Here is a 25,502-nt window from a genome sequence, read left to right as displayed (position 1 = left end):
GCGATGGACGCCGACGGGCATCGATATGGATGTCGACATGAATGAGTTGAGACGACGCAATCTGCGCACCGCCATCATTCTGGCGGTGATCGCGGTCATGTTCATGTTTGGCGTGATCGCCAAGCATGTCTGGTTTATGTGAGACGAAGATGACAAAGCACAACGACAATGCGACGAGCCGGCTGAATGCCCGGATGTTCGGCAAGCTCATTGTCGTTGCAGTCATGATGTTCGGCTTCGGCTACATGCTGGTGCCGTTGTACAAGCAGATCTGCGAACTGACGGGCATCAATGTCCTGGCCTTTCAGGAAACGGAAGGCGTAAAGGTCAAGCCGATCGACAATTCGCAAATCGACAAGAGTCGCACGATTACGGTTGAGTTCGATGCGAATACGCAGGGGCCGTTCCGCTTCCGTCCGACGGTCAGCAGCATGCAGGTGCATCCGGGCGAAATGACGCAGGTCATGTACGAGGTGGTCAATACGCAGCCACGTACCGTGGAAGCACAGGCGATACCGAGTTATGCGCCGCAACAGGCGGCGGCGCATTTCAAGAAGGTGGAGTGTTTCTGCTTCCAGCAGCAGACGTTGACAGCCAGCCAGGCAAGACAGATGCCTGTCGTGTTTTATCTGGACAAGGATCTGCCGAAGGATGTAAAGACGATCACGCTGTCGTACACGTTTTTTGAAATCGGCGGCCGGGATAACAAGAAGGCAGAAACAAAATCGCCGGCGACGGCAGGTTGATACCGGATGGCGACTGGATATCTGCTGTTCCCGGTCCCATCGTTGCATCGCATGACTGATTGATGGATATATTCATAGATATCGGGAGATGGAGATGAGTACACAACATACGGAAGCGCCGTATTATTTCGTGCCCGGCCCGTCCAGATGGCCGCTGCTGGCCGGGATGTCGATGCTGGTCGTGATGATCGGTGCATCGGCGTGGGTCAATGGCGCCAGCTGGGGATCGTATGTCAACCTGATCGGTTTGATCGGCGTGCTGTACGTGCTGTATCACTGGTTCGGCGATGCAATCAAGGAATCGGAAAGCGGCTTGTACAACAAGCGCATCGACGTATCGTTCCGCTGGAGCATGAGCTGGTTCATCTTTTCCGAAGTCATGTTCTTCGGCGCATTCTTCGGTGCCTTGTTCTACGCGCGCAGCATCACGATGCCGTGGCTGGCCGATTTGGACCACAAGATCCTGTGGCCGGATTTTGCCGCGCATTGGGGCAATATCGGTCCAGCTGGCACCGTTGAATCCTTTGCGACGATGGGGCCGTTCTGGATTCCGACCATCAATACCGCGCTGCTGCTGACGTCCGGCATCACGCTGACGATTTCCCATCATGCGATTCGCGCTAATCATCGCAGCCAGGCTGCCATCTGGCTGTTTGCGACGATCCTGCTCGGTGCAATCTTCATGGGCTTCCAGGCATACGAATACATCCATGCCTATTCCGAGCTGAACCTGAAGCTGACCTCCGGCATCTACGGCTCGACCTTTTTCCTGCTGACGGGCTTCCACGGCTTTCACGTGACGATGGGCGCGATCATGCTGAGTGTGGTGCTGTATCGCATCCTAAAGGGCCACTTTACGCCGGATCATCACTTTGCCTTTGAAGGTGCAGCCTGGTACTGGCACTTTGTCGACGTTGTATGGCTGGGCCTGTATGTGGTTGTGTATTGGCTGTAGCGCGATACGCTGCAATGAATAAAAAAGCCGCACCTTGGTGCGGCTTTTTTACGGATGAAAATTACGGACGAAATCAGGAACGATTGAATCGAGATATCACCGGATACCGGTCGGCTGGATATAACCGAGACGCCAGGCAATCAGGATCAGGATGAACAGCGTTACCGAGAAGCCGACGCGCATGGCCAGCGCCTTCACGGTACGATTGCTTTTTCCCTTGTCGCGCATCAGGAAAAACAATGCGGAGGCGAGGCTGGACAGAATCAGGATGAAGGCAATGGCGACGAGAATTTTCATGCGTGTGACCGAATGGAAGAGCCGGCGCAGCCCTATTGAGTGAAATGACATTGTAATGCGATTCAGATTTCGGCTGGTTCCCTTTATTGCGACCGTCATTGTGATGGCGGCGGGGCTATCGCTTGCCCAGTGGCAAACACGGCGTGGCGATGAAAAACTGGCGATAGAGGCGACGATGCGGGCAAGGCAGGCCGAGCCTGCGATTCGCCTTGATGGCCGAAACGCGTCCGTGGCGGAAAGCGAATATCGCCATGTATTGTTGCGCGGCGAATTCGTGCGCGACTGGCCCATGTACCTGGACAATCGTCCGCACGACGGCATAGCAGGTTTCTATCTGCTGATGCCGTTTAAAATAGCGTCCACCGATTTGCATGTGCTGGTTGCGCGTGGCTGGATTCCGCGCAATCCGGCAGTGCGAACACAATTGCCGCCGCTAATCACGCCATCGGGATCGATGGACATCGAAGGCACGTTGCGCAGCAGTGCCGGTCATGTCATGCAACTGGGTTCGCCCGAGCCGCTGCGACCGGGGGCGATCGTGCAGAATCTGGATACAGCTGAATTCGCGGCAGCGAGCGGGTTGCATACGTATCCGATGATTGTCGAGCAGTCGAGCGATACGCATGACGGTTTGGTGCGCGACTGGCCGCTACCATCGACCGGTGTGGAAAAGCATCGTGCCTATGCCTTCCAGTGGTATGCGTTGACGGTGATGGCATTCCTCTTTTTTGTCGTGACAGGATTCAGACGTGGAAGCAAATAAGAAAATCGATAGGCCCAACAAACATGCGGGCCGCTGGAAGCTGTTCGCCGTCATCCTGGTCTGCGCATCGCCGATCATCGCCTCCTATCTGGCTTATTACGTCATCAAACCGCAGGGGCGGACCAACTACGGCGCATTCATCGATCCGCGCGATTATCCGATTCCCGATCTGCACAGCAAGGCGCTCGACGGCACGTCGATAGGACTGGACGCATACAAGGGAAAATGGATCATGCTGCAGGTGGACAAGGCGGATTGCACCGATGCCTGCCGCAAGAAACTGTACGACATGCGCCAGCTGCGCCTGACGCAGGGCAAGGAAATGGATCGCATCGAGCGGGTCTGGTTGATCACCGATGCGCAGCCGCTGGAGACGATGCTGCTGCGCGAATACGACGGTACGCACATGCTGCGCGCCAATCCCGATCTGGTGAAATCCTGGCTACCGACCGAAGACGGCACCACCGTCTATGACCATCTGTACATGATCGATCCGCTCGGCAACCTGATGATGCGGTTCCCGAAGGATGCCGATCCGAACCGGATCAAGAAGGACCTGAACAAACTCTTGAAAGCTTCATCAATTGGATAACTCCGGCCTGTTGTTTCAACTGGCGACCAAGGGCATTCTGGTCGCGCTGCTCGCATTTCTGATCGTCTGGTCCTCCAAGGATCGCAACAAGTACCGCAAGCTGGTGTGGGTCACGCTGTTCCTGACCTTTGACGTCATTATGTTCGGCGCCTTCACGCGGCTGACCGATTCCGGCCTTGGCTGCCCTGACTGGCCGGGGTGCTACGGTCATTCCAATCCGCTGCAGGCAATGGAGCATATCCGCGCGGCGGAAGCTGCGATGCCGGATGGCCCTGTCACGGTGATGAAGGCGTGGATCGAAATGATCCACCGCTATCTGGCGATGGGTATAGGCGTGCTGATCATTGCCATCGTCGTGATCTCCTGGCGATTCTGGTTACGCAGCGGCAGGACGCAATCTCAATTTTCGCCGCGCTTTCCGGTCGCATTGTTCCTGTTCGTTTGCCTGCAGGGCGCTTTCGGCGCGTGGACGGTGACGATGAAACTGCAGCCGATCATCGTGACGATCCATCTGTTGCTGGGCATGACGCTGCTGGCGATGCTGACGTGGGTTGCAGCGCGGCAGAGCGATCATCCGGTCGTCGATCGCACAGCGCTGAGGTTACGTGTGCCGGCATGCATCGCGCTGATCTTGCTGGCCATGCAGATTGCATTGGGTGGCTGGGTCAGTACCAATTATGCGGCGCTGGCTTGCATGGATTTCCCGCTGTGCCACGGAACGCTGGTGCCGCAGATGGATTTTCAGCATGGCTTCACGTTATGGCGCAGCTTGGGCAAGACGGCTGACGGCGACTATCTGCCATTCGAGGCGCTGACTGCGATTCACTGGACGCATCGGGTGTTCGCCTTTGTCGTCGCTGTCTGGATTGCATGGGTGGCCTGGCGGGCGTTGCGGATTCAAGGTCTGCAGCGAATAGGGCGTGCACTGCTGGGTGCGTTGGTGTTGCAGATCACGATCGGCATTGCGACCGTTTCGTTGAAATGGCCGCTGGCACTGGCGGTGGCGCATAACGGTTGCGCTGCGCTCCTCGTGCTGTTGACCGTCATGTTAAACTACAAGGTCAGAATTCCAGGGCGGCTCGACGAGAACTGACAGAATGGCAAGTCGTCGAACGCTTCACTGCGCCGTATCCACAAACCACGCATGACCACTTTGACCGCATCTCCCAATCGCATGGCCCAGTACTGGGCGTTGACCAAGCCACGCGTTACGCAGCTGGCCGTGTTCTGCGCGGTGATCGGCATGTTTCTTTCTACACCGGGCTTGCCGGATTTGCAGCGTGTGGTTGCGGCGACGATCGGCATCTGGCTGCTGGCCGGTGCTGCCTTCGCAATCAATTGCCTGGTGGAACGCGAAATCGATTCGCGCATGGCGCGTACGGCGCGTCGTCCGATGGCGCGCGGCGAAATCACCGTGATGCAGACGCTGGTCTTTTCCGGCGTCATCGGCGGTGCCGGCATGTGGGTACTGTACAACTTCGTCAATCCACTGACGATGTGGCTGACTTTCGCTACCTTCGTCGGCTATGCCGTCATCTATACGATGATCCTGAAGCCAGCAACGCCACAAAACATCGTGATTGGCGGCCTGTCCGGCGCGATGCCGCCGGCATTGGGTTGGGCAGCGATCGCCAACGATGTGCCGATGCAGGCGTGGATTCTGGTCATGATCATCTTCGTCTGGACGCCGCCGCATTTCTGGGCGCTGGCGCTGTATCGTCGCGATGAATATGCGAAGTCTGGTTTGCCGATGCTGCCGGTCACGCACGGCAAGGAATTCACGCAATTGCAGGTTTGGTTGTATTCGATCGCGCTGGTGGCGACGACGATGCTACCGTTTGCCGTCGGCATGAGCGGTCTCATCTATCTGGCAGTGGTAGTTGTGCTCGACATCATCTTCCTCTGGTATGCATGGCAGGTGTATCGCCATTACACCGACCGGATCTCGCGCAAGATGTTTGCGTATTCGATCGTCTATCTGTCGCTGCTGTTTGCCGCGCTGCTGGTCGATCACTATCTGTGGTTCTGACATCATGCGTCTGCGAATTCTTCTCGTCTTGTGTGCGACCGTTCTCGTGCTTGCAGCATGCGGCAAGAAGACGGAAGCTTTCCAGAACACCGATGTGACGGGATTGGCATACGGTCGCGATTTCTCGCTGCATGATCACAACGGCAAGCTGCGCACGCTGGCCGATTTTCGCGGCAAGGCGGTCGTCGTGTTCTTCGGTTTCACGCAATGCCCGGACGTCTGTCCGACGACGATGCTGGAAATGGCCAATGTGATGAAGGCGCTGGGGCCAGATGCCGATCGCGTGCAGGTGCTGTTCATTACCCTGGATCCGGAACGCGATACACAGCAATTGCTGGCGCAATATGTGCCGGCCTTCGACAAGCGTTTTCTGGGTTTGCGCGGCAGTCTGGACGAAACCGACAAGGTCGCCAAGGAATTCAAGGTGTTCTATGAAAAAGTGCCGGGCAAGACGCCGGGCAGCTATACGATCGATCACATGGCCGGCAGCTATGTATTCGATCCGCAAGGACGCATCCGCTTGTTCATCCGTCACGCGCAAGGCGTGGAGCCCATCGCGCACGATCTGAAGATTCTGCTAGCCGAAGAGTCCTGATGTAGCCAGTTGAATCCGGCATGAATCAGGAATAAAAAACGGAATGAAAAAAGCGCCTCATGGGGCGCTTTTTATTTGGAACGATTGCCGAGACCTCAGGATGCGTAGGCCGTCAACGAACCTTTCATCTTCTTCAGCGCGACGGCCTCGATCTGGCGAATACGCTCGGCGGAGACGCCGAATTCGTCGGCCAGTTCGTGCAAGGTAGCACCGGAGCCGTCGTCGTTCGCCAGCCAGCGCGCTTCGACGATGCGGCGCGAGCGCGGATCGAGCTTGCCCAGCGCGTCGGACAACCCTTCGGTCTGCAGGCGATCGTATTCCTGCGACTCCAGCACGCGCGTCGGTTCCTGCGATTCCGACGACAGGTAGGCGATCGGCGCAAACTTGTCGTCATCGTCATCGGTAGGTGCTTCGAGCGCGATGTCGCGACCGGAAAGACGGGTTTCCATCTCGATCACTTCCTCACGCTTGACCTTCAGCATTTCGGCCAGCGCATTTACCTGATCGGGCGTCATCGCATCGAGGCCGGTCTTGTGGCTGCGCAGATTGAAGAACAGCTTGCGCTGCGCTTTCGTCGTTGCAACCTTGACCAGGCGCCAGTTCTTCAGGATGTACTCGTGGATTTCAGCCTTGATCCAGTGCATCGAATACGAAACCAGGCGCACGCCCTGATCCGGGTCGAAGCGTTTGACTGCCTTCATCAGGCCGATATTGCCTTCCTGGATCAGGTCGGCATGAGGCAGGCCGTAGCCCAGATAGCCGCGCGCGATCGACACGACCAGCCGCAGATGCGACAGGATCAGTTTTTGTGCGGCAGCCAGGTCATTTTCGTCACGCAGGCGACGCGCCAGAGAAACTTCCTCTTCCTGCGTCAGCATCGGCATGCGATTGACTGCAGAAATATAGGAGTCGATATTGCCCAACGCGCCCGAAAATCCCAGTGACAACAAATTGTTGCCGGAAGGAATGATTGCGGTTGATGCAGCTGTTTTCATGGTTTCTCCTTGCATTCAGGAACGGATTTTCCGTTCAGCCAAATCCGTCAAGAACAAATATTAGCACTCTCTTTTAAGGAGTGCTAATCGATGTTTTATACCGGACTGATAGTCAAAACGCTATTGATAAATTGACTATCATTGCTCTTTGCTTCAATTGTTAGAACGGGAATTTCTGTCGAAGTTGCGTAAGTAAAGAAAACTTTACAAAACGATTGCAGCAAGTGAAGTCAGAGAAAATGAGAGGAAATAAGGGGTAAGCGGCGATAGTAACCGCTTACATTGATGAACGGCCGTCAATCGGAAAGGCGAGCCAGTTGCCGCGTGACGGACAGCAAGGCGCCGAACAGTCCGAGAAAGGCGCTGATCGCCAGCAGGATCAGCATCGCCAGCGGATCCAGCGAGACCAGACGGAATTCGGAAGCATACAGCCGGGCGAAATCGGCAATCGCCGCGTTCAGCGGATGCAGGGCCAGCGCCACGGCAATCAGCGCGACGCCGCCGGCGATCAGCCCCAGCAGGGCGCCGGTGTAATAGAAAGGGCGGCAGATGAAGGAATCGGTGGCGCCAACCAGGCGGGATACTTCGATTTCCTCGCGTTGCGTCATCACCTGCAAGCGGATGGTATTGAAAACCACGGCGACCACGACCACGCCCAGCGTGACGGCGAGGAACAGCAATACCAGGCGCATCACCTGCAGCAAGGCGGCCAAGCGCTTGATCCAGGCCGAGTCGACCTGCACGTCGCCGACGCCGTCGAGTTTCTTCAATGCGGCAGCGATTTCTTCCATCTTGCCGGCATCGTCGCCGTTCTTGAAGCCGGTCATTTTCACGACGTAGGCATCCGGCAGCGGGTTGCTGCCCAGTGTGGCAATCGCGTCTTCCAGTCCGGTGCGGTCCTTCAGTGTTGCCAGTGCCTTTTCGCGCGGAATGAAATCCAGCTGAACCTTGTGGCCGGCCTCCTGTGCGATGCGGCGGATTTCGCCGCCGATCGCGTTGGCATGGTCGCGCGTGGCGTCCATCTGCATGAAAACGCTGATTTCCGGTTCCACGGCCAACTGTTCAGAAACCGGCCGCACGTTTTCCAGCAGCGTCAGTCCGGCGAACGGCAGCGCCAGCGCGATCGCCACCACCAGTACGTTCAGCAGGAAATTGCCTGGCGTGCGAAGCAGATGGCGGAAGGCGTCGCTGAACGCGAAGGCATGATGCCTGATCCAGCCTTTCATGCGATCTCCTGCGGTGTGGCGCGGCGCCAGCTTTCGAGGATGCGGCCGTGGTCGAGATAAATCACGCGCGTCGCCGTATCGAGAAACTGTTCGTCATGGGTGGAAATGAGACAGGTGACGCCGACCGAATGGAACGCCTTCAGTGCATCCAGCACTTTGTTGGCGGCTTCGCGATCGAGATTGGCGGTCGGTTCATCGGCCAGAATGATCTGCGGTCGGTTGACGATGGCGCGCGCGATCGACACGCGCTGCTGTTCGCCGCCGGACAGCATCATCGGTGCCATCGGTGCCTTGTCGAGCAAACCGACCTTGTCCAGCGCAGCGCGCGCGCGGCGTTCGGCATCGCTGCGCGTGGCGCCGCAGACGATCAGCGGCAGCATCACGTTGGCCAGCACGCTACGGTCGTCGAGCAGGCGTTGCTGCTGGAAGATCAGGCCGAGATTGCGGCGCAGATAGGGCAGGCCGGACGGACGGATGCGGCCGATGTCGTAACCGCTGACATTGACGCTGCCTTCGGTAGGCCGCTCCATCGCGGCGATCAGTTTCAACAACGTGGACTTGCCGGCGCCGGACGGGCCGGCAAGAAAGACCAGTTCCCCTTTGTTGACCGACAGCGAAATGTCGGTCAGGGCCGCGATATTGGGCGGATAGCGTTTCGATACCTGGCGGAATTCGATCATCAAGATGGTTTATCCCAGCAACGCTTCAACGAACTCTTCGGCACTGAACGGCTGCAGATCCTCGATCTGTTCGCCGACGCCGATGAAATAGACGGGAATCGGCCGCGTGCGCGCAATGGCTGCCAGCACGCCGCCCTTGGCGGTTCCGTCCAGCTTGGTCACCACCAGGCCGGTGAGGTTCAATGCGTCGTCGAAAGCCTTCACCTGTGTCAGTGCGTTCTGGCCGGTATTGCCGTCGATGACCAGCAGCACTTCATGCGGCGCTTCCGGCATGGCCTTGGCGATCACACGCTTGACCTTTTTCAGCTCTTCCATCAGATGCAGCTGCGTCGGCAGGCGACCGGCGGTATCGACCATCACGATATCGATCTTGCGTGCCTGCGCCGATTGCACGGCATCGAAGGCGACTGCAGCAGGATCGCCCGATTCCTGCGCGATCACGGTAATGTTGTTGCGCTGGCCCCAGACCGCCAACTGCTCGCGCGCGGCGGCGCGGAAAGTGTCGCCGGCGGCCAGCAGCACCGATTGCCGGTGCGTCTGCATGTGCTTGGCCAGCTTGCCGATGGTCGTCGTCTTGCCGGCGCCGTTGACGCCGGCGATCATCATCACCAGCGGCTGATGACGGCCTAGCACCAGCGGTTTCTGCAGCGGCGACAGCATCTCGACCAGCAACTCGCGCAGCGCGGATTTGACCTGCGCGGCTTCGGTCAGCCGTTCGTTCTTCACCTTGCGTTTCAACGCATCCAGCAGGAACTGCGTCGCCTCGACGCCGGCATCGGACATCAGCAACGCCGTTTCCAGTTCGTCGTACAGATCGTCGTCGATCTTCGCGCCGACGAACAGCGTGCTCAGGTTGGAAGAGGTTTTCGACAGGCCGGCCTTCAGGCGCGCCATCCACGACTGCTTCTGCTCGACTGGGGTTTCGGCCGGGACGATTTCTTCGACAGCTTCTTCTATTGCAGCAGGGGCAGAGGCGGCGGGGGATGGCGTTTCCGTTATTTCTTCCGTAACCTTTTCTACGGCTTCTTCAATGGCCGGTTCTTCGGGCGCGCCTGCAGGTTGCGGCGCAACAGATTCTTCGGGGCGCGGTTTTTTCTTGAAGAAACTAAACATCGGGAATGGGGTCAGAGCAGCGTTTGGAGGCGGTCCGCCGCATGAATGCGAGGCCGCGGATACAATCGCCGTATTCTATCAGAGCAAAAAAATCATGAAATCGAACGTTGCAAACGTTATCAACATTAGCAGGCTGCTGGCCGCAACGGCGCTGGTGCTGGCATCCACTTCCGCCAGTGCCGTGCAGCCGGATACGGCAACCGTGGCGCAACCCGCCAGGACGACCGTCCAGACAGCCGAACATATTTCAGAACTGACGCTGAAGAACGGCATGCGCATCATCGTCAACGAGGACCATCGCGCGCCGACGGTGGCACACATGGTCTGGTATCGCGTCGGCTCGATCGACGAGCGCAACGGCACGACCGGTGTTGCGCATGCGCTCGAGCACATGATGTTCAAGGGCACGAAGAAGCTGGCGCCGGGCGAATTCAGCCGTCGTGTCGCCCAGCTCGGCGGCCGCGAAAATGCATTCACCAGCAAGGATTACACCGCGTACTTCCAGCAGATCGAAAAATCGCGACTGGAAAAGGTGATGGCGCTGGAAGCCGACCGCATGCGCAATCTGGTGGTCGACAAGAACGAATTCGCCAAGGAAATCCGCGTCATCATGGAAGAGCGCCGCCTGCGTACCGACGACCAGCCTGTCGCTTTGGTGCACGAGGCGCTGAATGCGACCGCCTTTGCCGTCGCGCCGTACCGCAATCCGGTGATCGGCTGGATGGACGATCTGCAACATCTGACGGCGGAAGACGTGCGCGACTGGTACGCGCAGTGGTATGCGCCGAACAACGCGACGATGGTCGTCTCCGGCGACGTCGATCCGCAGCAGGTGTTCAAGCTGGCGCAGAAATATTTCGGCAAATACGAACCGATGGCGCTGGTGCGCACGCGGCCGCAGAACGAGCCGCCGCAGACCGGACCCAAGCGCGTCGTCGTCAAGGCGCCGGCCGAAAATCCCTATGTCGTGCTCGGCTTCAAGGTGCCGGGTCTGCATGACGTGGACAAGGACGACGACGCACTCGCGCTCGAAGTGCTGTCCGCCGTTCTGGACGGCTACGACAATGCGCGCCTGACCGCGAAGCTGGTACGCACCGATCGTGTCGCCAATGAAGTCGGCGCTTCGTATTCCGGCATTGCGCGCGGCCCGGTGCTGTTCATGCTGGACGGCGTGCCGGCTGCAGGCACGACGACCGAACAACTGGAAAAACTGCTGCGCGCCGAAGTCGAACGCATCGCGCGCGACGGCGTATCGGAAGAGGAATTGAAACGCGTGAAAACGCAATTGATCGCCAGCCAGATCTACAAGCGCGATTCGGTGTTCGGCCAGGCGATGGAAATCGGCGTGATGGAAATGTCCGGCCTGTCGTACAAGGACATCGACCGCCTGATCGAGCGCCTGCGTGCCGTCACGCCGCAACAGGTGCAGGCCGTGGCGCAAAAATATTTCGGCGACGATGCGCTGACGGTGGCCACATTGGTGCCGTTGCCGCCGGACCGGAACAAGCCGGCGCCTGGCGCCCTGCCGGCCGATACGCTGCGATGAGTGCTGCAATGATTGTTGCGACAAATGTTGCAATGAGCGTGGTCGTTTCTCTCTCAACGAAATCAACAGAAACAAGCAGAACCCAACAGAACAAGGATCCGGAGTCATCATGTTTAGACTGATCACAGGCGCCGTGTTGTGCGCCGCATGCAGCCTGTCGCACGCTGCATTGAACATCCAGTCGTGGACGCTGGACAACGGCGCGCGCGTACTGTTCGTCGAAAACCACACGATCCCGATGCTGGATGTCAGTGTCGATTTCGATGCCGGTGATCGCCGCGATCCGGCTGGCAAATCCGGCGTGGCCGCATTGACGAATGCAATGCTGGCGCGCGGCGTGCATCAGGGAACGTCCGCTGCCGAGCCGGCACTGAACGAGGCACAGATTTCCGACGGCTTTGCCGACATCGCCGCACAGCGCGGCAATCGCGTCGAAGGCGATCGCGCCGGCCTGACGCTGCGCACTCTGACCACCGAACGCGATGCCGCGATTGCGCTGCTGGCACGCGTGCTGGCGCAGCCTAGCTTCCCTGCCGACCTGCTGGAACGCGACAAGGCGCGCACGATTGCCGCCATCCGCGAAAGCCTGACCAAGCCGGAAGTGATCGCCGACCGCGCCTTCGACAAACTGCTGTACGGCAGCCATCCGTATGGCGACAATCCTGGCTCCGAATCGATAGGCGCCATCACGCGCGATGATCTCGCCACCTTTTATGCCGGACACTATGTTGCCAACCGCGCCGTCATCGCGATGATCGGCGATGCCACGCGTGCCGATGCCGATCGCATCGCACGCCAGCTGACGATGCATCTGCCGCAAGGCGCACCGTTGCCCGATCTTCCACCGGTCGTCATTGCTGCTGGCGGCGAACAGCGCATTGCGCACAATTCGGCGCAGGCGCACATCCTGATCGGCGAACCGGCACTGACGCGGCACGATCCGGACTACTTCGCGCTGATGGTCGGCAATTACACCTTGGGCGGCGGCGGTTTCGTGTCGCGCCTGATGAATCAGGTGCGCGAAAAGCGCGGGCTGGCCTATGGCGTCTACAGTTATTTCGAACCGCTGGCGCAGCCGGGGCCGTTCCAGATCGGTCTGCAGACGAAGAGCGATCAGGCCGACGAAGCGCTGAAGATCGTGCGCGAAACGGTTGCCAGTTTTCTGCGCGACGGGCCGACCGAAGCGGAGCTGGCAGCAGCCAAGGACAATCTGATCGGCGGTTTCGCGCTGCGGCTGGACAGCAACCGCAAGCTACTGGAAAACGTCGCGATGATCGGCTTCTACGGCTTGCCGCTCGACTATCTCGATACGTGGACCGACAAGGTCTCGCGCGTCACGGCGGCGCAGATACGCGATGCATTCAAGCGCAAGCTGCAGATGGACAAGCTGTCGACCGTGGTCGTCGGCGCGGCGGCCAAATCCTCGCCCTGAACATGATGGACTGGCATGGAGCGTCTGCGGTCCTTACAATGCGCTCCTTTGCAACGAATATGCGTATCGCGCACCACGCTGCGCACTGCACCGAGCCATGGCCAAACCGTCTCCCGTGAAAAAATCGCCGCCCCGTTCGGCACCGCACCAGGTCCGCATCATCGGCGGCCAGTGGAAACGCACGCCGCTGGCGGTGCTGGACGCCGCAGGCTTGCGTCCGACGCCGGATCGTGTGCGTGAGACGGTCTTCAACTGGATCAATCACCTGATCGACGGCGGTTGGGACGGCCTGCGCTGTCTGGATGCCTTTGCCGGCACCGGCGTGCTGGGTTTCGAAGCAGCCAGCCGTGGTGCAGCCGAGGTCGTGATGGTCGAAATGCAGACACAAGCGGTACGACAGATCGAAACGATCAAAGACAAGCTGCACGCCGAGCAGGTGCGCATCCTGCGTAGTGATGCCATATCGACAATGCAGTCCTTGCAACGCAGCGGCACGCAATTCGACCTGATTTTCCTCGATCCCCCGTATCACAGCGACTGGCTGGCACGCAGCCTGCCGTTGTGCGTGCCGCTATTGCGTCCGGGCGGTCTCGTCTATGTCGAATCCGAGATGCCGCTGGCTTCCGAAACGCCGCCGGAATGGCTGCAGGGATGGCAAATTATGCGGGCCGGCAGTGCCGGCATGGTCTCTTACCATTTGCTTCAGCCTGAAAAAGGGGCCGAAGTTCAGGCATAATTCGCTTTCTGTTCAGTTGCGGCACCCCTTTTGTCGTGCCGCGCCATGTATCAGCCAGGGCAAAGATGTCCTTGCCGCGCTTGCGGCACCTGCGCCTCCATGCGCGCATGACAAGCCACCGTACGGGAGCCAATATGGTCACAGCTGTTTATCCGGGAACCTTCGATCCACTGACGCGCGGTCATGAAGACCTCGTGCGTCGTGCGTCGGGTTTGTTCGACAAACTGATCGTTGGCGTTGCCGACAGCCGCAACAAGAAGCCGTTCTTCACACTGGAAGAACGCCTGACGATTTCCAACGAAGTGCTTGGCCATTATCCGAACGTCCACGTCGAGAGTTTTTCGGGACTATTGAAGGATTTCGTGCGCCGCCACGACGCACGCGTGATCGTGCGCGGCCTGCGTGCGGTATCCGACTTCGAATACGAATTCCAGATGGCCGGCATGAACCGCTATCTGCTGCCGGACGTGGAAACGCTGTTCCTGACGCCGTCCGATCAATACCAGTTCATCTCCGGCACCATCGTGCGCGAGATCGCCAATCTGGGCGGCGACGTCTCCAAGTTCGTGTTTCCGTCGGTCGATCGCTGGCTGAAGGAGAAGATCGCTTCACAAAAGAAGTGATTGGCAGCAGCGAGAAGTAGTGAAGCATAGAATGGTGGCATCGATGTCCGAACGGAGTATTGCATCATGGCGCTGATGATCACCGACGAATGCATCAACTGCGACGTCTGCGAGCCCGAATGCCCGAACGACGCGATCTCGATGGGGCTGGAAATCTACGAGATCGATCCGCACAAATGCACCGAATGCGTCGGTCATTTCGATGAGCCGCAATGCCAACAGGTGTGCCCGGTCGAATGCATTCCGTTCAATCCTGCCTGGCGCGAGACGAAGGAAGAACTGCAGGCCAAGTACGAACATTTGCAGGCCGAAGCGAAAACCGCTTCCTGAAAAATCAAAGGGACCATCCGGTCCCTTTTTCATTTGAGTGACGTTGGCATCAGACCGCACTGACGACGCGATTTCTGCCTTCCTTCTTTGCGCGGTACAGCGCTTCGTCCGCATGCGCCAGCAGTTGCTGGGCGACTGTCGCTGCATCGTCGCTGCGTTCGATTCTGTCCAGCGTCGCCACACCGATCGAAACGGTCGCAACCAATTCCTCGCCGGTACTCAACTGCAACGGCGTGCCATTGACGCTACAGCGTATGCGTTCGGCGACGGCCAATGCGGCATCGTGCGGTGCATCGATCAGCAGCACGACGAATTCCTCGCCGCCGAAACGGCCCAGTGCGTCACTCAAGCGCAGCTCGGCCTTGATACGCGCGGCGACGGCGCATAGTACTTCGTCGCCGCCCTGATGGCCATAACTGTCGTTGACCTTCTTGAAGTGATCCAGATCGATGTACATCGCCGACAGCGCGTGGCCGTGGCGCCGCGTGCGGCCGACTTCTTCCAGCAGGCGGCGTTCGACGTAGCGCCGGTTGTTCACGCCGGTCAGCGGATCGGTCAGGCCGATATGTTGCAGGCGTTCGTTGTTGATGACGTTTTCGATACAGATCGCGACGATGGAAGCGCGGTGCTGCAGGATTTCGCTGCCGAGGCTTGGCGTGAAGCGCGTAGCGTCCAGGCTGCCCAGGCTCAACCAGCCGATCAGGCTGTTGCGGCGGATCAGCGGCAGGATGGCGACACTGGCTGGCTTCAATACCGAATCGGGAAACATGCGGCGATGCACCAGCGTATTGTAGGAGCCGAGCGAGGCGCGCCGTGCCGGATGTTCGGGATCGTGCACACCGTTCTGCTGTTCGACGAAGATCAGGTTCGGGTAATCGCTGACGTCGATGCGCAGGTCGGTCAGGATGCGGCGGATCTCGGCTTCCGGATCGATCAGCGTCAGCGTGACGACATCCAGCTCCGATGCTTCGGTCAGCGTGTCGAAGACGCTATCGATCAATTCCTGGAAGGTATTGGCGCCGATGAACTGCAGGTCGAGTTCCTGGTAGCGCTGCATGATCTGCTGGTTGCGATGCGCTTCCTTCAGCAGCAACTGAAGCTGGCTGCGCAACTGCGAATTTTCGGAAACCAGCGGGTTTGTCATGAGGCGGGCGGACTGCGGCGGCGCGGAATCGCGCAAGCGGACAGTCTACCCGGATGATTTCTGACGAGCAACTTGCAAACGGCGATGATGAGCCGAAGTTGGCGGAAATACGACGCAGTACGCCACCAGATGCATCAACAAATGTAAACGGTCTTTCAGAAGGCCAGTTCGATCTCTACCGGCTGGCCGACGCGCACGACATGGCCTTCGCCTTCCAGCAGGATCGTGTTGATGCCGAAGGTGATGCGATCCTCCACGCGTGGATTGGTGCGATAGGTCTGCAGGATATCCAGCGGATCGGGGCCGAATTCGCCGGTGGCCTGGTCGATGGACGGCATCGGGCAACGCGGGCAAGGTTTGACCGGCTTCAACAGCGCTTCGCCGATGCGGTAGGACTCGGCATATTCCTCCTCGAACGGCGGAATGTCGCCCAGCACGATGTTCGGGCGGAAGCGGTTCATCGGTAGCGCCTCGCGTCCCTGCGCCACCAGTTTTTGGTTCAGGTCGTCCAGCGAGCCGGTGCCGATTGCCAGCATCGGGAAGCCGTCGGCGAAGAAAGTTGGCACTTCCGCGCCGTCCGTCCATTTCGTGCTGGCGATGCGTTTTGCATTCGGATGGAAGCGCACCAGCCGGCACGGCGTGCCGACGGCGTTCGAGAACCACGCCGCAGTCGTTTCGTCGCAATCGTAGGCATCGACTTCGTCGTTCCACACGCGCACGCGCAGCAGGCGTTCGTCGTCCGGATGCGGCAGGTCCAGCGGAATATCCAGGCGCAGCATGCCGGGGGCTTTCACTTCCAGCATGTCGCCGCGTATGCGCGGCACGATCAATGCCATTTTCGGAAAATCGCGCTGCGTCAGCATTTCGCCGTCCGTATCGACCACCATCCATTCGCGATCGTAGATGCGCTCGTGCATCAGGCCGGTGGGCGTCAACGTCGCTTCGCGCAACGTGATGCCGGCGCAGGATTTGATCGGATACAGGTTCAGTTCGGCGAGGATGGGCATGGCAGTTTGGGTAGGGTGGCCGCACCCGTAGGTGTGGCAAAAATCATGATGGCGATCGTGGTGAAAACTGTGACGAAGATCGTGATGGCAAAAGGGTGGTCAGTCAGGCGACTTTCTTGCGCAGCGGCGGTGCCATGAATTCGGGGCCAACCGGATCGGTAACGTGTTCGGCCAACAGGGCATCGATATCGGCCAGATCTTGTGCACTCAGCTTCCAGCCGAACACGTCCGCAATGCCGTTCAGCTGATCTGGACGGCGCGCGCCCCACAGTGCAATCGTCGGCCCCTGATCCAGCACCCAGCGGATCGCCAGCGCCAGCACCGATTTGCCGTGGCGTTCGCGTGCGAATTTTTCCAGCGCATCGACTGCCGACAGGTATTGCGCAAAGCGCGGCTGCTTGAACTTGGGATCGGATTTGCGCAGGTCGTCGCCGTCGAAAGTCGTATCCGCGCGCATGCGGCCGGACAGCAGGCCACGGCACAGCGCGCCATATGCCAGCACGATCATTCCCTTGTCGCGCGCATACGGCAGTACGTCGGCTTCGATTGCACGCTCGAACAGGTTGTACGGCGGTTGCACGGTCGCCAGCGGTGCGACGGATGCGAATGCATCCATCTGTGCCGGCATGTAATTGCTGACACCGATTGCGAGAATCTTGCCCTCCTGCTGCAGCTTCAGCAGTTCGGCGGCGGTTTCCTCGAACGGCACCAGCGTGTCCGGCCAGTGCACCTGATACAGGTCGATGCGATCGGTACGCAGGCGGCGCAACGAATCCTCGATTTCCTGGCGGATGCGTTCCGGCGTCGCATTGCGGCGCACACGGCCGTCGTTCCATTCCAGTGCGACCTTGGTGGCGATGACGGCCTTGTCGCGCATGCCTTCCAGTGCGCGGCCGATCACTTCTTCCGAATGGCCGAAGCCGTAGACCGGCGCCGTATCGATCAGGTTGATGCCCTGCTCGATCGCGCCGCGTATCGTGGCAACGGAAGCTTCGTCGTCGGTGCCGCCCCACATCCAGCCGCCGATGGCCCAGGTGCCGAGGCCGACGCGGGAAACGGGAACGGGGATGTTGGTGATGCGGATGGTTTCGGTCGTCATGGAAACGTTCTTGCGAAGAAAAGTCGAGCGGCAAATATAACGCATTCGCGGGAAACGCATCGGCGGTGGCACAACAGCATGTCTATGTCTGCGCGGTCATTTTTACATTCCATTTACAGGCGGTAACGCTCTGTTTCCCTTCTTGATTCGACCGGCGCAAGGGCTAATCTGGCAACAGGCTATTGCGATGGAGGTTTTCATGTCTCGTCATCTTTTCAGTCATCTTTTTACCGGCATGACACTCAGTGCCGGCCTGTTGTTCGGCAATACAGCCTTCGCTGCCGATGCCACGATCGAACAAGTGTATGCCGCTGCGGATGGCGGCCATCTGGGGCAGGCGCAGCAGATGATGCGCGACGTGCTGCGCGATCATCCGGACAGCGGCAAGGCGCATTTCGTCGAAGCCGAACTGCTGGCGAGGCAGGGCGATCTGGCAGGTGCGCGCAGCGAACTGACGAAAGCGGAACGCCTGGCGCCCGGCCTGCCGTTCGCCAAGGTATCGGCCGTGCAGGAACTGGAAGGGCTGCTGAGAGCGGATAGCGTGCATGCTGCCGGTACTTCGCTGGCAAGAGCGTCGCACGGTGCATCTTGGGGATGGATAGTCGCGGCACTGGCCGCCGTGGCGATGTTCGCCTACTGGATACGTCAGCGTGCGCGCAATACTGAAACGGCGCCTTCCTATGGCTATAGCTATGCCAATTACGGCAGCGGCCCGGTTCCGCAAAGCGCCGGCTATGGCAGTGCACCGAACGTTTCAGGCGGGCTGGGCTCCGGCCTGTTCGGCAGCCTTGCTACCGGTGCGGCAGTCGGCGCGGGTGTGGTGGCAGGAGAGGCGTTGATGCATCGCGTGCTGGACGGCAGCAACAGCCAGTCGATGGTCGCGCCGGTGCCATCGCCGGTATGGGACGACATGCAACAGCGCGAGCGTAGCTACAGCAATTACGATATGGGCGGCAAGGACTTCGGCCTGAATGACGATACGTCGTGGGGTGATAATTCGAACGGAATTGCGGATAGCGGCAACGATTCGTACGACGACTGGGGCTGATGCAATGATGCAAACTTGAGCATGCAAACACAAAAACGCCCGATGTCCGCATCGGGCGTTTTGCATGATCGATACCGCATCACGCTGCCGGTTTCACCAGCACCGGTTCGATGCGATAGCGTTGCGGAAACAGGCGTTTGAGTTCTTCCACCTTCGGCAGATCGTTGATGACGATGTAGGGATTGGACGGATGCAGCGTCAGGAAATCCTGATGATAATTCTCGGCCGGATAGAAGCCGGTGTAGCTCTCGATGCGCGTAGCAATCGGCTCGCGGAACGATTTGGCTGAATCGAGCTGCGCGATGTAATCCTGTGCGATGCGCTGCTGCGACGCGTTCATCGGAAAGATCGCCGAACGATACTGTGTACCGACATCCGGCCCCTGGCGATTGCGCTCGGTCGGATTGTGCGCAACCGAGAAGAAAATCTGCAGCAATGTGCCATAACTTACCTTGGCCGGATCGAAGGTGATCTGCACCGATTCCGCGTGCCCGGTGCGCCCGGTTCCCACCGTCTCGTAGCGTGCCGTGTCCGCCGCGCCACCCGCATAGCCGGACACAACGCGTTGCACGCCTTGCACGTGCTGGAACACGCCTTGCACACCCCAGAAGCAGCCGCCGGCAAAGACGGCCGTCTCGCTTTTTGCCGATACTGTTTCATCGTGTGTTGGTGGCGAAATTGCGACGCCAGGCTCTGCACCGCCGGACGAATAGGCGTACTGCCAGGCGAAACCGCCAACGAGAATGGCGGCGCCGATGAGCATCAGCCATAGCGGCGAACGGTGCAAGGCGGTGGAAGATGGGGAAGGCGAGTTATGCATGGAATTCTCCTGAATCATTGTATTGCGGTCTTGCATCTGTGTCGTGGTAATGAACGACAAATGTGCATGCGCTAGGCGGACGCCGGCCGGAACGTCATCGCCACGCCATTCATGCAATAGCGCAAGCGTGTTGGCAGCGGACCATCGTCGAATGCATGGCCTAGATGGCCGCCGCAACGGCTGCAATGCACTTCGGTGCGACTCATTGCGAACGATGTGTCGCGACGGGTACCGATTGCGCCTTCCAGCGGCTGCCAGAAGCTCGGCCAGCCGGTGCGGCTGTCGTATTTCGTCTGCGACGAGAACAGCGCCTGATCGCAGCCGGCACAATGGAAAGTTCCATGACGATGCTCGTTGTTCAGCGGACTGGTGTATGGCCGTTCTGTACCCTCATGGCGCAGCACCCGGTATTGCTCTGGCGTGAGAAGCCGGCGCCATTCTTCATCGGAATGCGTGACAGTGAAGGCTTCCTCTCTGGAAGTTGGTGCTGCATGAGCAGAACGTGGCACAAGGCGCGGCGAAATCAGCGCACCTGTCACAGCGGCGGCGAGGCTGCCACCGGCAAGCAGGAATAGTCTTCTGAGTCTCATCATGCGTCTCCGAAGGCGGCAGGTTTGGGTATTCGATGACGGCAGCTTAGCCCTGCACCGGTCGCGGAATCCTCACGCAATGTTAAAAATTTCGTGATAATCCCCGGCGAAAAAGCCGGCATACTTGGCGGCAAGACCACGATCCTCCGTTCTATGGAACAACCCAAACGCATACTCCTCGTCGAGGATGATCCGCACATTGCCGATCTGCTCGCTCTGCATCTGCGCGACGAACGCTACGACGTCGTCCACAGCGCCGATGGTGCCGAAGGCTTGCGCCTGCTGGAACAGGGCGGCTGGGATGCGCTGGTGCTGGACGTAATGTTGCCCAACGTCGACGGCCTGGAAATTTGCCGCCGTGCCCGCGCGATGGTGCGCTACACGCCGATCATCATCATCAGCGCGCGCTCCAGCGAAGTGCATCGCATCCTCGGTCTGGAACTGGGCGCGGACGACTATCTCGCCAAGCCGTTCTCCGTGCTGGAACTGGTCGCGCGCGTGAAGGCGCTGCTGCGCCGCACTGAAGCATTGGAGCGCAATGTGCGGATGGATGCAGGCAGCCTCTCCATCGACGGCATCTTCATCGATCCGCTGGCGCGCAGCGCCACGCTGGACGGCCAGTTGCTGGACCTCACGCCGCGCGAATTCGATCTGCTGTACTTCTTCGCACGCCAGCCCGGCAAGGTTTTCTCGCGCATGGAATTGCTCGATACCGTCTGGGGCTACAACCACGAAGGCTACGAGCACACGGTCAACACGCACATCAACCGCCTGCGCGCCAAGATCGAAACCGATCCCGCGCAGCCGAAACGCATTCTCACCGTCTGGGGCAAGGGCTACAAGTTCGTCGCCGGAGATGTCGCATGAAACTCACGCTGACGCAGCGGCTCTCCATTGTCTTCGCGTTGCTGCTGTTGATCTGCAGCGGCACGTCCGCCTGGCTGCAGTTGCGCTCCAACGACATGCATGAGCAGGAAGTCGTGCAGGGCGTGTCGCGCGGCCTGGCCGAACACATTGCCAGCCGCACGCAGCTGATGGACGAGCAGGGTCCGATGCCCGGTGCTGTGCAGCGGCTGTTCGGCCAGCTGATGATGGTCAACCCCAGCGTCGAAGTCTATCTGCTCGATACCGAAGGCCGCATCCTCGAACATGCGCTCGGCCCCGAACTGCTGAAGCGCGATAGCGTCGATCTGGCGCCGATACACCGGCTGCTGCGCGGCGACATGTTGCCTATTCTCGGCGACGATCCGCGCAGCGCCGACGGACGTAAAGTCTTCAGCGTCGCGCCGTTGATTGTGAACGGGCACGACAAGGGCTATATCTATGTCGTGCTGCTCAGCGAAGCACACGATCGTTTCGCCGCACGCGGCATCACCGACGCGGCATTGATGACGACGTTGTGGTCAATTGCACTGGTCGCGTTGTTGTGCCTGATCGCCGGCCTCATCGCCTTCACATGGATTACGCGGCCGCTACGGACCTTGACCGAAGAAGTGCGTCGTTTCGACATCGACGCCGAACCTGTTGCGCCGGTAGCGAAAGAAAAGAAGACAAGTCGTAACGACAACGACGAAATCGCCGTCCTCGATTCCGCCTTCACGCAGATGATGGCGCGCCTGAGCGAACAATGGCGCAGATTGCGACGGCAGGATCAGGAGCGCCGCGAGATGATCGCCAACGTGTCGCACGACCTGCGTACGCCGCTGGCATCGATCCACGGCTATCTGGAAACGCTGCTACTGAAGGATGTATCGCTGACGCAAGAAGAGCGCCGTCGCTATCTCGGTATTGCGCTCGACCAGAGCAGTAAGGTCGGCGCATTGGCACGTTCACTGTTCGAACTGGTACGGCTGGAGCAGGGCTTCATCCGACTGGAGCCGGAAACGTTTTCGCTGACCGATCTGGTGCAGGATGTGTTCCAGAAATTCGAACTGACGGCGGAGACGAAACACATTGCGCTGAATGCAGCTTTTTCGCCGAACGTGCCACCGGTGCATGCCGATCTGGCGTTGATCGAACGCGCGTTGACGAACCTGATCGACAACGCGATTCGTCACACACCGGAAGGTGGCGAGGTGGAAGTTGCGATCGTGCCGGATGGTGACGATGCCGTGCATGTCACGGTGCGCGATACCGGTTCCGGTATTCCGGCGGAATTGCGTGACGGCCTGTTCGAGCGGCCGTTCAATATCAGCGGTGCACGGCGCGAAGGCGGATTGGGATTGCGGATCGTTTATCGGATTCTGCAATTGCATGGCAGCGTGCTGCGATTGCTGGATTCGGAACAGGGAGCGATGTTTGAATTCCAGTTGCCGACAAGAAAAGATAGGGACGCGTCCTGAAATAGCATAAGTAAAAAGCCCGGTGAAAACCGGGCTTTTTGTTTCATGCCGAAAATGTCGTCAGACATTGAACAGGAAATTCAACACATCCCCATCCTTCACCACATACTCCTTGCCCTCGGCGCGCATCTTGCCTGCTTCCTTCGCGCCGTTCTCACCCTTGTAGGCGATGAAATCCTCGAAGGAAATCGTCTGTGCACGAATGAAGCCGCGCTCGAAGTCGGTGTGGATCACGCCAGCCGCTTGCGGTGCGGTGTCGCCGACGTGGATGGTCCACGCACGCACTTCCTTCACGCCGGCGGTGAAGTAGCTCTGCAAACCAAGCAGCTTGAAGCCGGCGCGGATCAGGCGATCCAGGCCCGGTTCTTCCATGCCCATGTCGGCGAGGAAGTCGGCCTTGTCGGCATCGTCCAGATCGGCGATCTCGGATTCGATGGCGGCGCAGATGGCGACCACCGGCGCGTTCTGTGCAGCGGCGTATTCGGTCAGCTTGTCGAGCAGCGGATTGTTCTTAAAGCCGGAATCGGACACGTTGCCGACGTACATCGCCGGCTTGGCGGTGATCAGGCACAGCGGCTTGATCAGTTCCTGTTCTTCTTTGTCCAGGCCCATTGCGCGAACGGGTTTGGCTTCGTCCAGCTGCGGCATGATGCGTTCGAGCAGCGCAACCAGCTTGGCGGAATCCTTGTCACCGGAGCGCGCCTTCTTGTTTTCGCGATGCATGGCTTTTTCGACGGTGCCCATGTCGGCCAGCGCGAGTTCGGTCTGGATCACTTCGATGTCGGCGATCGGATCGACCTTGCCGGCGACGTGGACGACGTTGTCGTCTTCGAAGCAGCGCACGACGTTGACGATGGCGTCGGTTTCGCGGATGTGCGCGAGGAACTGGTTGCCCAGACCTTCGCCTTTCGATGCACCGGCGACCAGGCCGGCGATATCGACGAATTCGACGGTGGACGGCACGACGCGTTCCGGCTTGACGATCTCGGCCAGCGCCTGCAGGCGCGGATCGGGCACTTCCACCATGCCGACGTTCGGTTCGATCGTGCAGAACGGATAGTTCTCGGCAGCGATGCCGGCTTTGGTCAGCGCGTTGAAGAGGGTGGATTTGCCGACGTTAGGCAGGCCGACGATGCCGCATTTGAGACTCATCAAATTCCTTCTGAATTAATTGGTTCGCGTTGCTTCAGGTCGCCGGGTGGCGAGTGCGTACGCCGCATGGCGAAGGCTGGAGCAGGCTGCGCCGCAGGATGGGAAAATTGCGCGGCGCGTATCGCCCGCTATTATAGCGCCGCCCTGTGTCTATCCGGCAGGCGTTGACGGACTGGATAACAGTGCGCGGCCCAGTGAACTGCCGATCGGCAGTTCTGTCCAAGCCGGCGCATCGTGCATCCGTGCGATGTTTTTATTTAACAGGTGTTCATCATGCGTTCTCTTCATTCGATATTGCGTTTCTCTCTTGCTGCGCTGGCGCTCGGCGCATCGGCGCTTTCCCATGCGGCTTCCGTTGGTGATTCCGTGGATGCGCTGGTTGCCAGTTCGGCCGAACGGTTGACGATTGCCGAGCAGGTCGCGCTGGCGAAATGGGACAGCAAGGGACGCGTTGAAGATCCGCCGCGTGAAGCTGTGGTGATCGACAAGGCAAAGGAAGCGGGCGCGGCCAGTCAGATCGACGGCGATTGGGTGGCGGCATTTTTCCGTGCGCAGATCGAAGCGAACAAGGAAGTGCAATACGCACAGTTGGCCGCCTGGCACCGTGCCGGTGCGGCGCCGGCGCATCAACCGGTCGATCTTGTGCACGATATTCGTCCGCGCCTGGGCCTGCTGCAAACGCAGTTCATTCGACAACTGGCGATTGCTGCGCCGTTACGCATGGCGGTTAACTGCAATGCGCAAGTGGCGCAGGCAGTCGGCAACTATGCGATCGGCCACAATCTGGAGCTGGACAGTGCCCGCGTTGCGGCGCTGGATCGGGCGATGGCCGGCTTTTGCGGAGCAAAATGACGTGTGGTGAGAGTGCTGTGTTGAGAGGCCGGATAAGGCGTGCCAATGCATCGCGGATAGCGGCTGTCGATAATCAGTCCAGGCAAACCATCCGATTATTTCGCTTCCGTATGCAGTTGCGTTGATGCCTTGGCGAATTCGCCTGCGCATAGCAACGGAATGATCTTCAGGCTCTTTTCGATCGCTTCGTCGATCAGCGGCTGTTCTTCCTTGCGCGGACGATGCAACACGAAATCGACGACCGGCTGGTTCAGGTTCAGCGTGCGCGGGTGGCCGATGCCGATGCGTAGCCGCCAGTAATCCTGCGTGCCGAGCGCGGCGGTGATGTCTTTCAAGCCATTGTGTCCGCCGGACGAGCCGCCTTTCTTGAGCTTGGCGGCACCGGGCGGCAGATCGAGTTCGTCGTGCACGACGAGGATTTCGTCCGGTGCGATCTTGAAGAAGCGCGCCAGCGCGCCGACCGACTGGCCCGAACGGTTCATGAACGTCTGCGGTTCCAGCAGCCAGACTTCGTTGCCGGCGATGCTGGTCTTCGCCGCCAGCGCGTTGTATTTCGATTCGCGCACCAGATGGCAGCGGCCGATGTCGTTCGCGAGATTGTCGACCAGCCAGAAGCCGGCGTTGTGGCGGGTTTGTTCGTATTCGGCGCCGGGGTTGCCGAGGCCGACGATGAGGCGGATGGACATGGTGGGGCGCAAAAGCGTGCAAAAGGAAGGATTATCGGGGATTGCGGCGCGCTTGGCGACTGTGGCGTTCGGCTGGTACGGTACTGCAAATAAAAAACCCGTCG

At 59.4% G+C, this 25,502-nt stretch carries 29 protein-coding genes; 17 read left to right on the top strand and 12 right to left on the bottom strand.

What is annotated here, in order from left to right:
- The first annotated feature begins 25 nt into the window (after positions 1-25).
- The 3 genes from IEV40_RS14635 (at position 26) to IEV40_RS04820 (ending at position 1,701) form a co-directional block, all read left to right on the top strand.
- Positions 26-142 (top strand): cytochrome oxidase small assembly protein, encoded by a 117-nt coding sequence (locus IEV40_RS14635; protein ID WP_229723946.1) that lies wholly within the window; start codon positions 26-28, stop codon positions 140-142.
- 7 nt (positions 143-149) lie between these two features.
- A complete protein-coding gene (locus IEV40_RS04825) occupies positions 150-746 on the top strand; it encodes a cytochrome c oxidase assembly protein (RefSeq protein ID WP_188419794.1) in 597 nt (198 codons plus the stop codon).
- Positions 747-840: 94 nt separating this feature from the next.
- Positions 841-1,701, top strand: a complete 861-nt coding sequence (locus IEV40_RS04820; protein ID WP_188419793.1) for a cytochrome c oxidase subunit 3 — start codon at positions 841-843, stop codon at positions 1,699-1,701.
- Positions 1,702-1,797: 96 nt separating this feature from the next.
- Here the strand turns inward: IEV40_RS04820 and IEV40_RS04815 are convergent, their stop codons facing one another.
- The gene (locus tag IEV40_RS04815; RefSeq protein ID WP_188419792.1) at positions 1,798-1,998 is read right to left on the bottom strand and encodes a twin transmembrane helix small protein; all 201 of its coding nucleotides are present in this window, start codon (positions 1,996-1,998) and stop codon (positions 1,798-1,800) included.
- 55 nt (positions 1,999-2,053) lie between these two features.
- On the opposite strand from IEV40_RS04815, the gene IEV40_RS04810 reads away from it, so the two are divergent.
- From IEV40_RS04810 to IEV40_RS04790, 5 genes are read left to right on the top strand one after another with little or no spacing between them, the layout of a single operon-like run.
- Complete coding sequence (locus IEV40_RS04810) at positions 2,054-2,761, top strand: SURF1 family protein (protein ID WP_188419791.1); 708 nt, start codon at positions 2,054-2,056, stop codon at positions 2,759-2,761.
- Positions 2,748-3,353, top strand: coding sequence for an SCO family protein (locus tag IEV40_RS04805; protein ID WP_229723945.1), 606 nt, complete (start codon positions 2,748-2,750; stop codon positions 3,351-3,353). Before IEV40_RS04810 ends, IEV40_RS04805 begins: the two co-directional genes overlap by 14 nt.
- On the top strand, positions 3,346-4,446 hold the full coding sequence (locus tag IEV40_RS04800; protein WP_371870027.1) for a COX15/CtaA family protein: 1,101 nt from the start codon (positions 3,346-3,348) through the stop codon (positions 4,444-4,446). The genes IEV40_RS04805 and IEV40_RS04800 overlap by 8 nt, the downstream gene beginning before the upstream one ends.
- Positions 4,447-4,497: 51 nt before the next feature.
- Positions 4,498-5,382: a heme o synthase gene (gene cyoE / locus IEV40_RS04795; protein ID WP_188419790.1), complete on the top strand. Its 885-nt coding sequence runs from the start codon at positions 4,498-4,500 to the stop codon at positions 5,380-5,382.
- A 4-nt stretch (positions 5,383-5,386) separates the two neighbouring features.
- On the top strand, positions 5,387-5,977 hold the full coding sequence (locus IEV40_RS04790) for an SCO family protein (protein ID WP_188419789.1): 591 nt from the start codon (positions 5,387-5,389) through the stop codon (positions 5,975-5,977).
- 95 nt (positions 5,978-6,072) lie between these two features.
- Here the strand turns inward: IEV40_RS04790 and rpoH are convergent, their stop codons facing one another.
- The 4 genes from rpoH to ftsY form a co-directional block, all read right to left on the bottom strand.
- A complete protein-coding gene (gene rpoH, locus IEV40_RS04785; protein WP_188419788.1) occupies positions 6,073-6,972 on the bottom strand; it encodes an RNA polymerase sigma factor RpoH in 900 nt (299 codons plus the stop codon).
- 296 nt (positions 6,973-7,268) lie between these two features.
- Complete coding sequence (gene ftsX / locus IEV40_RS04780) at positions 7,269-8,198, bottom strand: permease-like cell division protein FtsX (RefSeq protein ID WP_188419787.1); 930 nt, start codon at positions 8,196-8,198, stop codon at positions 7,269-7,271.
- Positions 8,195-8,878, bottom strand: coding sequence for a cell division ATP-binding protein FtsE (locus IEV40_RS04775; protein ID WP_188420009.1), 684 nt, complete (start codon positions 8,876-8,878; stop codon positions 8,195-8,197). Before IEV40_RS04775 ends, ftsX begins: the two co-directional genes overlap by 4 nt.
- 9 nt (positions 8,879-8,887) lie before the next feature.
- Positions 8,888-9,991, bottom strand: coding sequence for a signal recognition particle-docking protein FtsY (ftsY, locus tag IEV40_RS04770; RefSeq protein WP_188419786.1), 1,104 nt, complete (start codon positions 9,989-9,991; stop codon positions 8,888-8,890).
- Positions 9,992-10,085: 94 nt separating this feature from the next.
- Here ftsY and IEV40_RS04765 point away from each other — a divergent pair, with 94 nt between their 5' ends.
- The 5 genes from IEV40_RS04765 (at position 10,086) to IEV40_RS04745 (ending at position 14,658) form a co-directional block, all read left to right on the top strand.
- Entirely contained in the window at positions 10,086-11,537 is a 1,452-nt protein-coding gene (locus IEV40_RS04765) for a M16 family metallopeptidase (protein ID WP_188419785.1), read from the top strand.
- A 109-nt stretch (positions 11,538-11,646) separates the two neighbouring features.
- Entirely contained in the window at positions 11,647-12,969 is a 1,323-nt protein-coding gene (locus tag IEV40_RS04760) for a M16 family metallopeptidase (protein WP_188419784.1), read from the top strand.
- A 97-nt stretch (positions 12,970-13,066) separates the two neighbouring features.
- Positions 13,067-13,705 carry a 16S rRNA (guanine(966)-N(2))-methyltransferase RsmD gene (gene rsmD / locus IEV40_RS04755; RefSeq protein WP_188419783.1) on the top strand — a complete coding sequence of 213 codons (639 nt, stop codon included), beginning with the start codon at positions 13,067-13,069 and terminating at the stop codon, positions 13,703-13,705.
- Positions 13,706-13,839: 134 nt separating this feature from the next.
- On the top strand, positions 13,840-14,328 hold the full coding sequence (coaD, locus tag IEV40_RS04750; protein WP_188419782.1) for a pantetheine-phosphate adenylyltransferase: 489 nt from the start codon (positions 13,840-13,842) through the stop codon (positions 14,326-14,328).
- 66 nt (positions 14,329-14,394) lie between these two features.
- On the top strand, positions 14,395-14,658 hold the full coding sequence (locus IEV40_RS04745) for a YfhL family 4Fe-4S dicluster ferredoxin (RefSeq protein WP_188419781.1): 264 nt from the start codon (positions 14,395-14,397) through the stop codon (positions 14,656-14,658).
- Between the two features lie 49 nt (positions 14,659-14,707).
- On the opposite strand, the gene IEV40_RS04740 is transcribed toward IEV40_RS04745, so the two are convergent.
- The 3 genes from IEV40_RS04740 to IEV40_RS04730 form a co-directional block, all read right to left on the bottom strand.
- The gene (locus tag IEV40_RS04740; protein WP_188419780.1) at positions 14,708-15,802 is read right to left on the bottom strand and encodes a DUF484 family protein; all 1,095 of its coding nucleotides are present in this window, start codon (positions 15,800-15,802) and stop codon (positions 14,708-14,710) included.
- 155 nt (positions 15,803-15,957) lie between these two features.
- Positions 15,958-16,809 carry an MOSC domain-containing protein gene (locus IEV40_RS04735; protein ID WP_188419779.1) on the bottom strand — a complete coding sequence of 284 codons (852 nt, stop codon included), beginning with the start codon at positions 16,807-16,809 and terminating at the stop codon, positions 15,958-15,960.
- Positions 16,810-16,912: 103 nt separating this feature from the next.
- Entirely contained in the window at positions 16,913-17,908 is a 996-nt protein-coding gene (locus tag IEV40_RS04730) for an aldo/keto reductase (RefSeq protein ID WP_188419778.1), read from the bottom strand.
- Positions 17,909-18,107: 199 nt separating this feature from the next.
- Here IEV40_RS04730 and IEV40_RS04725 point away from each other — a divergent pair, with 199 nt between their 5' ends.
- Positions 18,108-18,956: a tetratricopeptide repeat protein gene (locus IEV40_RS04725; RefSeq protein WP_188419777.1), complete on the top strand. Its 849-nt coding sequence runs from the start codon at positions 18,108-18,110 to the stop codon at positions 18,954-18,956.
- Between the two features lie 79 nt (positions 18,957-19,035).
- On the opposite strand, the gene msrA is transcribed toward IEV40_RS04725, so the two are convergent.
- Together msrA and msrB are read right to left on the bottom strand one after the other, a co-directional pair.
- Complete coding sequence (gene msrA, locus IEV40_RS04720; protein WP_229723944.1) at positions 19,036-19,776, bottom strand: peptide-methionine (S)-S-oxide reductase MsrA; 741 nt, start codon at positions 19,774-19,776, stop codon at positions 19,036-19,038.
- A gap of 71 nt (positions 19,777-19,847) precedes the next feature.
- Positions 19,848-20,366 carry a peptide-methionine (R)-S-oxide reductase MsrB gene (msrB, locus tag IEV40_RS04715; protein WP_188420007.1) on the bottom strand — a complete coding sequence of 173 codons (519 nt, stop codon included), beginning with the start codon at positions 20,364-20,366 and terminating at the stop codon, positions 19,848-19,850.
- Positions 20,367-20,519: 153 nt separating this feature from the next.
- Between msrB and IEV40_RS04710 the strand changes: the two genes are divergently transcribed.
- Complete coding sequence (locus IEV40_RS04710; RefSeq protein ID WP_188419776.1) at positions 20,520-21,233, top strand: response regulator transcription factor; 714 nt, start codon at positions 20,520-20,522, stop codon at positions 21,231-21,233.
- On the top strand, positions 21,230-22,708 hold the full coding sequence (locus tag IEV40_RS04705) for a sensor histidine kinase (protein WP_188419775.1): 1,479 nt from the start codon (positions 21,230-21,232) through the stop codon (positions 22,706-22,708). The genes IEV40_RS04710 and IEV40_RS04705 overlap by 4 nt, the downstream gene beginning before the upstream one ends.
- A 60-nt stretch (positions 22,709-22,768) precedes the next feature.
- On the opposite strand, the gene ychF is transcribed toward IEV40_RS04705, so the two are convergent.
- Positions 22,769-23,860: a redox-regulated ATPase YchF gene (gene ychF / locus IEV40_RS04700; protein WP_188419774.1), complete on the bottom strand. Its 1,092-nt coding sequence runs from the start codon at positions 23,858-23,860 to the stop codon at positions 22,769-22,771.
- A 273-nt stretch (positions 23,861-24,133) separates the two neighbouring features.
- Between ychF and IEV40_RS04695 the strand changes: the two genes are divergently transcribed.
- Positions 24,134-24,712 carry a chorismate mutase gene (locus tag IEV40_RS04695; RefSeq protein ID WP_188419773.1) on the top strand — a complete coding sequence of 193 codons (579 nt, stop codon included), beginning with the start codon at positions 24,134-24,136 and terminating at the stop codon, positions 24,710-24,712.
- Positions 24,713-24,807: 95 nt separating this feature from the next.
- On the opposite strand, the gene pth is transcribed toward IEV40_RS04695, so the two are convergent.
- Positions 24,808-25,398 carry an aminoacyl-tRNA hydrolase gene (pth, locus tag IEV40_RS04690; RefSeq protein WP_188419772.1) on the bottom strand — a complete coding sequence of 197 codons (591 nt, stop codon included), beginning with the start codon at positions 25,396-25,398 and terminating at the stop codon, positions 24,808-24,810.
- Positions 25,399-25,502 lie beyond the last annotated feature (104 nt).

This window comes from Oxalicibacterium solurbis, assembly GCF_014635845.1.
GTDB classification, from domain to species: Bacteria; Pseudomonadota; Gammaproteobacteria; order Burkholderiales; family Burkholderiaceae_D; genus Oxalicibacterium; species Oxalicibacterium solurbis.
This window is presented reverse-complemented; position numbering and strand designations above follow the sequence as displayed.